Annotated in this window: 7 protein-coding genes and 2 pseudogenes; 5 read left to right on the forward strand and 4 right to left on the reverse strand. The window is 55.4% G+C overall.

Annotated features, from left to right (window positions below; translation table 11 throughout):
- Positions 1-139: 139 nt before the first annotated feature.
- Together DEQ92_RS19615 and trkA are read right to left on the reverse strand one after the other, a co-directional pair.
- Entirely contained in the window at positions 140-1,636 is a 1,497-nt protein-coding gene (locus tag DEQ92_RS19615) for a TrkH family potassium uptake protein (protein WP_115805518.1), read from the reverse strand.
- Positions 1,633-2,970, reverse strand: a complete 1,338-nt coding sequence (gene trkA, locus DEQ92_RS19620) for a Trk system potassium transporter TrkA (protein ID WP_115805519.1) — start codon at positions 2,968-2,970, stop codon at positions 1,633-1,635. Before trkA ends, DEQ92_RS19615 begins: the two co-directional genes overlap by 4 nt.
- A gap of 314 nt (positions 2,971-3,284) precedes the next feature.
- Here trkA and DEQ92_RS19625 point away from each other — a divergent pair.
- Positions 3,285-4,109: pseudogene (locus DEQ92_RS19625) on the forward strand (IS5 family transposase).
- Between the two features lie 24 nt (positions 4,110-4,133).
- Here DEQ92_RS19625 and DEQ92_RS19630 read toward each other — a convergent pair.
- Positions 4,134-4,373, reverse strand: a complete 240-nt coding sequence (locus DEQ92_RS19630) for a hypothetical protein (protein WP_058567789.1) — start codon at positions 4,371-4,373, stop codon at positions 4,134-4,136.
- Between the two features lie 548 nt (positions 4,374-4,921).
- A pseudogene (locus tag DEQ92_RS19635) lies at positions 4,922-5,919 on the reverse strand (IS630 family transposase).
- Positions 5,920-6,142: 223 nt separating this feature from the next.
- Between DEQ92_RS19635 and DEQ92_RS19640 the strand changes: the two are divergent.
- From DEQ92_RS19640 to DEQ92_RS19655, 4 genes are all read left to right on the forward strand, one after another.
- Positions 6,143-6,565 carry a hypothetical protein gene (locus DEQ92_RS19640; RefSeq protein WP_115821498.1) on the forward strand — a complete coding sequence of 141 codons (423 nt, stop codon included), beginning with the start codon at positions 6,143-6,145 and terminating at the stop codon, positions 6,563-6,565.
- Between the two features lie 189 nt (positions 6,566-6,754).
- Positions 6,755-8,338 carry a hypothetical protein gene (locus DEQ92_RS19645; RefSeq protein WP_115821500.1) on the forward strand — a complete coding sequence of 528 codons (1,584 nt, stop codon included), beginning with the start codon at positions 6,755-6,757 and terminating at the stop codon, positions 8,336-8,338.
- Positions 8,335-9,177: a hypothetical protein gene (locus DEQ92_RS19650; protein WP_115821502.1), complete on the forward strand. Its 843-nt coding sequence runs from the start codon at positions 8,335-8,337 to the stop codon at positions 9,175-9,177. The genes DEQ92_RS19645 and DEQ92_RS19650 overlap by 4 nt, the downstream gene beginning before the upstream one ends.
- A gap of 2 nt (positions 9,178-9,179) precedes the next feature.
- Complete coding sequence (locus DEQ92_RS19655; protein ID WP_115821504.1) at positions 9,180-10,247, forward strand: hypothetical protein; 1,068 nt, start codon at positions 9,180-9,182, stop codon at positions 10,245-10,247.
- Positions 10,248-10,251: the final 4 nt, after the last annotated feature.

Consider the following 10,251-nt stretch of genomic DNA (forward strand, 5'->3'; position numbering starts at 1 on the left):
TGAGCGCCCGGCCATCGAGAAGTGGAACGCAAGTAAACTACAGTAGCGTTTGCAACTGGTTACACATCCAATCGCACGACAGCGTGCGATTGAGTGTGCATTGACTTGCAAACGCTACTATAGTATCTCTCCTCGCGTTTCACGACCGCCAGTAGGACGGCGTCAGTAACACCAGCACCGGGATGATTTCGATCCGGCCGACCCACATGAGGAAGGTCATCGCGACCTTCGTCGACTGCGGGAACGGCTCGTAGCTCTCGAGCGGTCCCGCGATTCCGAACGCCGGTCCGACATTGAAGAACGTGGCTGCCGCAGCGCTCATGGCCTCGAATTCGGTGACTGACAGCTGTACTCGGGATGCGTCGACGACGACGAAGATTGTCGCGACGATGAAGAACACGAGACTAACCAGCGTGTAGGCGTAGATGTCCCGGACCGTCTCTTCGTCGACGACGTTCCCACTGTGGCGGACTGGTCGGACCGCGCTCGGGTTCGAGGCCGTAAACAGGTCTCGGCTGAATGCTTTCACGACGACGAGCCACCGGAGGGTCTTGATCGAACAGGTCGTGCTACCGGCCATCCCACCGATGAACATACAGACGAACAGGAGGTGTTTGGCCGCTGCCGACCAGAGGTTGAAATCCGTGCTCGCGTACCCTGTCGTCGTCATTATCGAGACGACCTGAAAGAGTGCGTGCCGAGCTATCTGTTCGAGGCTCGTATAGGGAGCACCGTCGACCAACAACACTCCCCCGACACCGACCGTGAAGAACCCGAGCAGTCCGACGTAGAAGCGGAATTCGTCACTATTCCGGAGTCGTTCGAAGTTCCCCTGAAAGGCGAAGTACAGTAGAATGAAACTCGTGGCACCGATTGCCATGAACGGGATAATCGCCCACTGAACGGCGGGCGAGAAGGCGGCGATGCTGTCTCCACGGGGTGAAAAGCCACTCGTCGAGATGGTCGTAAACGCATGCGCTACGGCGTCGTACAGCGTCATCTCCGGCGCGTATCCGATCAAATGGAGTCCGTAGAGAACTGCCACCTGGAGCCCGGTCAGGCCGATATAGATCTTCCAGAGAAGGGCGGCTGTTTCCGAAATTCGGGGTGTGAGCTTGTTGACGTCCTGTATCTGGGTTTCGGTCTCCATGAGCTGTGCACCGCCGACGGACAGTTGGGAGAGGACAGCCGTCGCCAGAACGAGAATACCGAGTCCACCGAGCCATTGCAGGACCGCTCGCCACATGAGGATGGCCCGCGAGTGGCGTTCGAAATCCACGATGACCGTCGCGCCGGTCGTCGTGATTCCGCTCATACTCTCGAATAGGGCGTTCACCGGCGTTGCAAGCATTCCATCGCCGGCAAGAACGAATGGGGCCGCACCGACGAGCGCGATGCTCAACCACGTCAGCGAGACCATCAGAAACGCCTCCCGCGCTCGGAGGTCACGCTCGTCGGTGAGCTGTTCGAGCCCGACCCCGAGGAGCGTTGTACCAAGTATCGGGAGGATGAACGGGAGCAGCGCCGTTCCGTCGTAGAGAGCGATTCCGAGAGGAAGGAGGAGTGGCACCCACAGCCATTTGAGAATCGTCCCGACCAGTCGACAGCTAACCCGCCAATCGACGCGAATTCTCATACGAGCTCCATAACGCGAGAGAGGACGTCTGCGGCTACGAAGAGAACGACGTGGTCACCTGCGTTGATGACGGTCCCGCCACGGGGAACGATGAACTCCTGATCGCGAGTGATCGCACCGATAACCACATCGGATGGAAGCTCAGCAACGCTCTCGTGGATGGGGCGTCCCGCGAGCACGCTTGCCTCGTCGACCTCGATCTCTAGCACTTCTGCCTGGCGACCTTCGATGAGCGAGAGGTTTTCGACCTGTCCCTCCTGTGTGAAGCGGACGATTTCCTCCGCGGTCGCTTCACGGGGGTTGATCGCGACGTCGGTTCCGACCGCTTCGAATAAGCTTGCGTACTGGCCTTGCTCGACGACGGCGACCGTACGAGCGACACCGATGTTCTTTGCGAGCAACGAGACCAAGAGGTTCTTCTCGTCGCTGTCGGTCGCCGCGATGACTGCGTCCGCCCGGTCGATGTGTTCACCGACAAGGAAGTCCACGTCCGTCGCGTCGTGTACCATCACGATTGTTCCGGGAAGGTCTTCGGCGAGTTGGCGGCCGCGATCCGCGTCTTGTTCGATCAGACGGGGTTCGAGGCCGCGCTCTTCGAGCAGCCTAGCCGTGTGATACCCGATGTCACTCCCACCAACGACGACGATATCGCGAGCCTCATCCGCGGTTTCGGCTGAGGCAACAGTTTTCGAAAACGCTTGGACGCTCTCCGGACTGCCGATGACGATCACTTTGTTTCCGGCTTCGATTCGGGTCTGTCCACGGGCGATTACGACATCGCCCTCCTGAACTAGTGCAGCGAACGTGAGCGCATCGAACTTGTCCGCCTCTTCGACGGTCTGTCCGACGATTTCACTATCTGCCGCCACCTCGAACTCGGCCATCTGGACGAGTCCACCGGCGAACGGGTCGACGTCGACGGCGGCCGGGAGCCCGACGACGCGGACGATATCGTTGGCCGTCAGCAGGTTCGTCGAGACCATGAAATCAACCCCGAACGCCCTCTCTGATCGCGTCCACGTATCGAGGAAGTTTGCGTTCCGGACCCGAGCAATAGTGAAGACATCGCCCGTCGTCTTCGCCGTCCCGCAGGTGACTAAGTTCGTCTCGTCGTCGTCCGTGCTGGCGATGAGCATATCTGCCTCGGCGATACCTGCCTCTTCGAGTATTCCGAGCGAGGTCCCATCCCCTTCAATCGCCAATATATCGCTCGAATACGTGAGCTCCTCGACTTTCTCCGGATTAACATCGATGACGGTGACGTCGTGACTCTCAGCGAGACTGATCGCGATGTTCGCTCCGACTTCACCAGCCCCGACGACAATCACGCGCATGGCTGTCCTCTGGACGTAACCATTAGGATACCTAACGCATGGGACCTACTAAAAAGCCGTTCACGACATTTCGGGTCTGGTCTTCTGAGATGGAACATTCTTGGGTACTGTCCAGATAAGGAATGGGCGAGTAGTCTTGGTTGTGAGACACAATAGGCCTCTCACAAAAGTGAGTGTCGACGTCGCGCTGTTCAAGCGCCACGGGGCTGTTCCGGCGACTGTGTTTCTCCACGGAATGGCTCTGGTGAATCACTAGACGGCGGCGGATTCGGTCGTTAATTCAAAGGAGTTGAAATGGAAGACTGTCGATGCCTATGTCGAAAATCTCCCGCTTCACGACAAAAGCGGTCACGTTGGCTAAAAATGTTGTCGCCGACTACGCTCTCGTGTCGCTGCACTGTCTGCGGATTTACCTCGATGAGTCGTACCGCAACGCACTGGATCTGCTGAGCGAAATGCTGCATATTCTCGCCGAGATCGGCCTCGAAGAGGGCGATCTCCCTGATCACTCGACGCTCGTTAAGGCGTTTGATAAGTTTCAGATGAAGGTCTGGCGAGTGCTGCTGCGCCTGTCGGCGTTCACAAATCAAAGATTTGTGCGCACACGAAATCGCTATGGGATTTCGGGACGCAGCTGCACGACCTCTCGGGTCACGCCGCCATTGATGCCACGTTTTTCGACCGCGAAAACGCTAGCAAGCACTACTGCCGCCGCACGAATCACCGCGTTCAGACACTCAAAGCGACGGCTCTCGTCGATACGCAAACCCAAACTGTTCTCGACGTTCATTGCACGACCGAGAAAACCCACGACACACAGCTGGCAGGTCGCCTGCGCAACGCAGGCGACCTGCACAGCCTCGCCGCCGACAAAGGCTACGACTGGATGCAGTTAGCGAAAAACTACGCGAAGAAGGCGTGAGACCGCTGATTAAACATCGCATCTTCCGGCCCATCGACCACGCGCATAACGCGCGGGTCGATGGGCCTCGATACCGCCAGAGATCGATGTGTGATACCGTCTTCTCGTCGATTAAGCCACGCACGGCGATGCCGTGCGAGCGCGAACGTGGTACCGTGAATTTCGTGAACTCGTCTTGAAATGTGTCGTTCATAACACCAAGCGTGCCGCAACATAGCCAAATCAACCGCTGTATGGCGATTCACCAGAGCCGTGCCTTTCCGAAATTCACCCCCCCCCGACCCAGACGGTACCCGATAGTCACCACGAGATTCGCCTTCCCGGTCAGGAAATGGTGGTTTGAAGGAGTGACGTACTGACCCTTTCCGTTGGTTGTGTTAAATGGCCATTTTGCGATTTTCACGGCCTCACCGAACATCGATGCCACAAACGCGATGAGCCCCTGGAACATCTTGTATGTGATATAGTAACTATTGTCCATTAAATTTCGCTCTCGTAATAGTTTCTCAGTGGCCATCGGCGGTTCCACAGTTCTAAACAAAAGGTGGGCTGCCAACGAATGCCCAGCAAATGCCCCCGGTGACGTCCTATCAAAATATCTAATCGACATCTCAAGGATAGACGTAACCGCTAACTTGAAGACGGTCGTAGATCACTACAATCGTGCTGAGTGCCTCTAAACCACCAGCATTGGCGTGTTCCAGGATGCCCGGCCTGATACACGTCAGAGGGACCCCTCCCTCTTTCACTCCGAAGTAGAACCGTCATTGATTCTTGACTGAAGTCATAGCTCTGTCCGTAGATTCCTAAACTACCCCGAATTGGCGTTGGCGGCGTAATCGGGGTTCTCGTATCGGTGTTTCGATGGGAGTATCTTGCGTTTGGGCTACTGGTAGTCAGCGCGATCCTTGCTGCTTGAGACGATGGACTGGTTCGAGTGTGGTGTCCGCATTCTCCTTTGCCGCTGGGTTCGGGATTCACCTCGCTGGGATTGGGATTACTGGGGCTTCGCCAGGGCTATAGTAGTCGTTAGAAGTTGTTACTCACCTTTGGAACCGAAGGTTGCTCAAGAGCGATATCAATCACTGTTGTTAGCTCGTCAAGTGAGTCGAAGAACTGGTTACTCAGAGATGCTTGAAGCTGTCTCCAGCACTCCTCAACCGGGTTTAGATCCGGCGAGTACGATGGAAGCGTCACGAATTCGAGGTCGTCACGGGCCGCTAGGTCCGTGACGGCCGACGCCTGGAAATACGGCGCTCCGTCCAGCACCACGAGCAAGCCATCTTCAAATTCTTTACATAGTTCCAAAATGAAATGTTTCGCGTGTTCAGCGGTGACGTACTCTTCGAATCGTGAGAAGAAGCGATCACCGTCCTCGGTGATCGCGCCCAGCAGACACGTCCAGTCGCGTTGACCAGAGAGTTCGACCGAGGGCGGCGTGCCGCGCGGAAATCACGCGGCACACGGCTCAACTTGTACCGATTTCTTGGTTTGGTTGATACAGACTACCGTGGCGTCCATCTTCCGCCGCTTTTTTAGTTCTTCGTAGAACGCTTTTGTTCGTCTTCGTCGGCTTCGGCGGCTGTACAGCGTGGTTTCTGATAGCTCAACCTTGCTTCTTTCAGTAACCGCCAACAGCTCGGAATTGAATACTCGACGTCGTAGGTTTCTTCGAGGAAATCTTGGGCAAGCGCCGGCGTCCACGCCGGCGCATCGATCCCAACTTCTTGAGGAGGTTCGTGGACGTTTTCTTGAAATCTGTTTTGCTATGTTTCTGAAAGCTTTCGCTTTCTCCTAGTTCATTTATCATCAGAAACGGCTTTCTCAAGCGGCTCGTCGGTGTCGAGTCGCTTGAGCCAACTGTAGATCGTCCGCCGCTGAACATCGTACCACTGGGCTAGCTCGGTCTGTGTGACACCGCTCTTGTACGTGATAGCTGCTAAGAGCCGTTGTGTCGGCTTCTTTCCGTCCACGTTGTCGAGAACGTCTTGCAATTCCTCGACGGAAATATCGTCGAGATGATTCATTATATCTTATAAGAGTCTTTGAGTAAAAATCTCTAACGGTTACTATAGGTTGGCTCCGTGATTTTCATGATACACGTCACTTGACTATTGTATTCAAATCTAGAAAAATTCTAGATAATAGTATTTTGTTTACAAATTTCTTAATCAACAGAATTTAATACTGGTCTAGATTTGATATTGTTGAGAATTGGGCCTTGGGACAGGCCCGTAATATTCGACGTACATGTTCAAATCAAACGACAACGCTCCCAATACAGTCTCCAGTTCAAATCAAGAATCGACTCGGTTTGGTTCTGTTCGCCGCGTTATCGCGACGACTGCCATCTTGAGCTTAGTTTTGCTCGCACAACCTGCCGCAGCACAACAGGGTGTCATCTGCAGTGCAGACAAACTCCCCGGAATGATCGAGGGCTTCTTCCAGATAACCACTGCTCTCGGCATCATCGGACTCGTCGTTGTCTGGCAGGCTGACTCCCTTGCCGAGGTATTCACGATGAGTCACGACCAAAAGAAGAGCCTCAAGCGCCACAAGCGTTCAGCGATGAAGTCCGGGCTCATCCTTTCGATACTCGGGCCGCTGTACACTGTTGCAGGGGGAATAATGGGACTCCCACTCGCCCAGTGTGTCGACCTCGCGCCCTGGTAACTCGGAGATACACTTCTCCCAATTGCCCTGATGCGTACTGATGCGTGGTCCGTTGTGGTTGCTTGCCTTCTCGTAGTGAGTAGCATCGCCGGGCTTGTGACTGCAACCCCACCACGCCTAGGAACAGAAGACAACGGTTTGACCGAGAACGAATCAGCGACGCTGTGGTCTGGTGACTCAGACGAGTACATGAACGAGACCGAGTACCGCCAGCACTACGGCGAGAACCGGACCGCGGTTCACCAGCTCGCGAATGGCACGGACATCACGTTCACACGCCCGCCGGCGACCGCAGCGACGTGGACACGCAATGATTTCGGTGACTTGGAAGCCGGCGATTCACAGACGTCGCTGCACCCAGAGCACGCTTCTCTCGATGGTGGCGTCTTCATCGAGGACGCACACGCGACACTATTCGCTGTCCACCCGTCCACACGAGGACATCTCGAAGCAGGTGACACGCCACTCTACGTCGCTCCCGACGGCACTGTTCGTGGATTCGTCGATTATCGTGTTCGCATCCCGAACGGGAGCCAATCGAACAACTCGGATGTCTCGTGGACTCTCGTCGACGACGAAATCACAGACGTTCGGCTGAAAGCAGGTGACGAAGTCGTCGCCCAGTCTTCGGGAACTCATACGCCCGAACTCGACTACCAACTCGACGAGGCGTGGAGTACGGCGCTCACACTCGAAGCCGACATCGAAGTCCAACTTGAGAAGACGACCGAGACAGCAATCGGCAACCGAACCCAGACAGAGGTCACGTACCCGAGTGAGACGATTACTGTCTCTGATTCGGTCGACGTAGAAGTTTACAATCTGCGGGCGTACTCCTACTACGCCGAGTATCCCAATGGTGACACTGGCGTTGCCATCTTCCAGTCACGGCCATGGCAGGGGTACACGCTCACCGAGGATGGTGAGTCGAGTGTTCGGGGAGTCTGGCGCTTTTACACTGCCCGTGATCCCCGATGGGACACACTCGTTCGAGCAACTGAGTCGAACGAGGCGGAAGTCACATCAGACGCACTTCCGGTGTATGTCCACGCATACCCGTCACGAATTGGCCCACGAACTGACCCGATTCGTAATGGACCGACGATAATCGATTCGTGGGGCCAAGAGCGCACGAGTCCACAGTCCACTATTGCAGACACCGTCTCAGTCGAAGTTGTCGGCCAGTCGTACACGCCCACCTACGGCCTAGCTGTTCGGACAGACGAAGTCGACCGTGACGCACTTCGTGTTGCAGGCATCGTCCGTGGTATCAACGCCACTCCTTCCGTCTCGAATGTCGGTAGTGGCTCTGAGCGAGAACTCCGTGAAAGTCGGCTTACTGCTGAGGTAATCGACCGGACGAACGACCAAGCAACAATCCGAGTTGAGCTTCAGGACAACGAGACGGGTACACCGATTGACCTCACAGCTGACGAACGCCAGGGAACACTCAATGGCGAACCCGGTGGTGGGGACATCACGATTGCCGACCAGCAAGTTCGGACGAACGAGTCTGGCGTTGCAATCGTGACGGTTGACCAACCGGGATTCTACACAGCACGCTACCACCCCAGTACGTGGCTTGTGGCTAATCCCGCGTACGTTTCTGACACGGCGACTGCGCGATGGCACCCTCTTGGAACACTCGATGGGTGGTTTGCATTATTCGTCGAGGTCGGTTGGCAATTCATACCGTTCGCAGTGATGTTCTACGCTGGAAAGCGCGTCCTCCGATTCTTCGGACCACGAGATGATTCTGAACGATATCCATGAAACGAGACCAATTACATTTCAATAGACGAACCGTCCTCCAAACCGCAGCAGGTCTTTCACTTGCTGGACTTGCTGGCTGTCTCACCGGCGGTGATGAGACCGGTGATGGGACTACCACCGCGAATGACGATTCTGGCGGCCAGGGTGTCCTGAACCGAGTCGCTGTCGAAGGGACCTCACTTGTTGTCGAGCTTGGCTCTGTGTCTGAGGTCGACCAGGTCAATCTCATTCAACCGAATGGCGAGTTGTTCGGACGACGCGAGGTTGCTGCCGGTGTTCGACAGGTTTCATTCGAGATTGGGACTGCATACGACCCCGGCGAATACCGTGTGTTAGCGGTTCAGGGTGAGGATACCGTCGACGAGACGAGTTTAGATATTCGCCCCGAACTCGAAATCGTCGACGTCGGCCTCTTCAGAAACAACCCCGACAAGCCGTGGGACGAGGTGTACGGTGAGAGTGAGACTGACCGAACCAAAAACAGCGAAGCGTATGTCGAAGTTCGAAACACGGGGAATGGACCCGATGCTGTTGTGGAGCTTCGATTTAGCGGTGACATCCCCCATTTAGCAGAGCATTACGAAGGAAGCGGCTTACATGGGACCGACCAGGTTGTTGTCCCCCCAGAGGACCGCACCGATCTGTTCAGTAGCACATTTTCCTTTGGTCCAAAACTCGGTGACGAGGGGATGGGCTGTTCAACCGATGAGAACCAGGGTGAATTCACCGTGAGCATTGAGTCTATGGTTACTGGCCGTGATATCACGAAAACGTTCGGTGTCACGTACTCTGGCTCAGAAGAGATGCTTGACTGCGATATCGAAATTTCTGCCCCGTAACCATGGTTGAACTCATAGATGTCGTTCTTGAGGGCTTCAAAGACGTCGTTGATTGGGTTATCAGTCTCTTCGAGAGCGGGCTCAAGGAAGGATACAACACCCTATCTGAGTCAATGTTTGGAACTCCGACGCCGAATACTGATGGTGCATTCATGTTTGGAACTCCATCAAATGCCCCGTGGCCTACTATTCAGGACGCGCTTGTTGGGGGCGAAATCATGCTGATCTCGTTTCTACTCCTTCTGATTAGTGTGCAAGGTCGTCACGTCATTCGGATCTTCAATATGAGTAGTGGGTACCAAGCCCAGAAGACTAAGAAGACCGCTTGGACTGGGGCGTTTCTGATCATCACTTGGTACTGGGTTAGTGTTCTATCCCTGTACTTAGTCGACGGCCTTACTATCGCCTTACTCCCGAGTCTTGGATCTCTGTCAGCAGCGATGCTTGAACTTCTACGTGTGACTATCACAAATCCTGCTCTCGGTTTACTATTCGCAGCACTCGGCGGCATATCGATGTGGGCAATCGAGGCCCTCTTCTTCATTCGAGAAATCTTGCTGTACGTCTACGTCTATGGGATGCCGATTGCCATCGCGCTCGGATATGGAAACATCCCAGTTCTCTCTGACATCGCGACCGGCTTTGCAAAACGATTCGTTCCATTAGTCGTCCTTCCACTCCCGGCAGCAGTCGTGTTCAAGGGCTACGACCTGCTGTTCGCCAGTGGGTCGTTCTCGCCAGCGACTGCATTTCTCCAATATCTCGTCGCCGTCTCACTCCCCGTCGTCGCACTCTACCTGACGTGGAAGACGTTTTCCTACGCAACCCCGCTGACTGCGAAGGCCATTGGGTCGGCCAGCAGGGGCGCGGTGGTCGTCGGAAGCGTCGCGACTGGAGCATACCTTGGTGGCGCTGGAGTCGCCACAACCGCCGCTCGATGGGGCCCCAAGGCTGCCGCCGGTCAAGTAATCGCACAGAAAGCCGCTGGGAGGAGCAACGAGAGCTCAGACACCCAGAACACAACCTCGTATCGTCGAACCGAGAACGACCCGCACAACTACAATTCCTAATTCA

Origin of the sequence: Haloferax sp. Atlit-6N (genome assembly GCF_003383195.1) — an archaeon.
GTDB classification, from domain to species: domain Archaea; phylum Halobacteriota; class Halobacteria; order Halobacteriales; family Haloferacaceae; genus Haloferax; species Haloferax gibbonsii.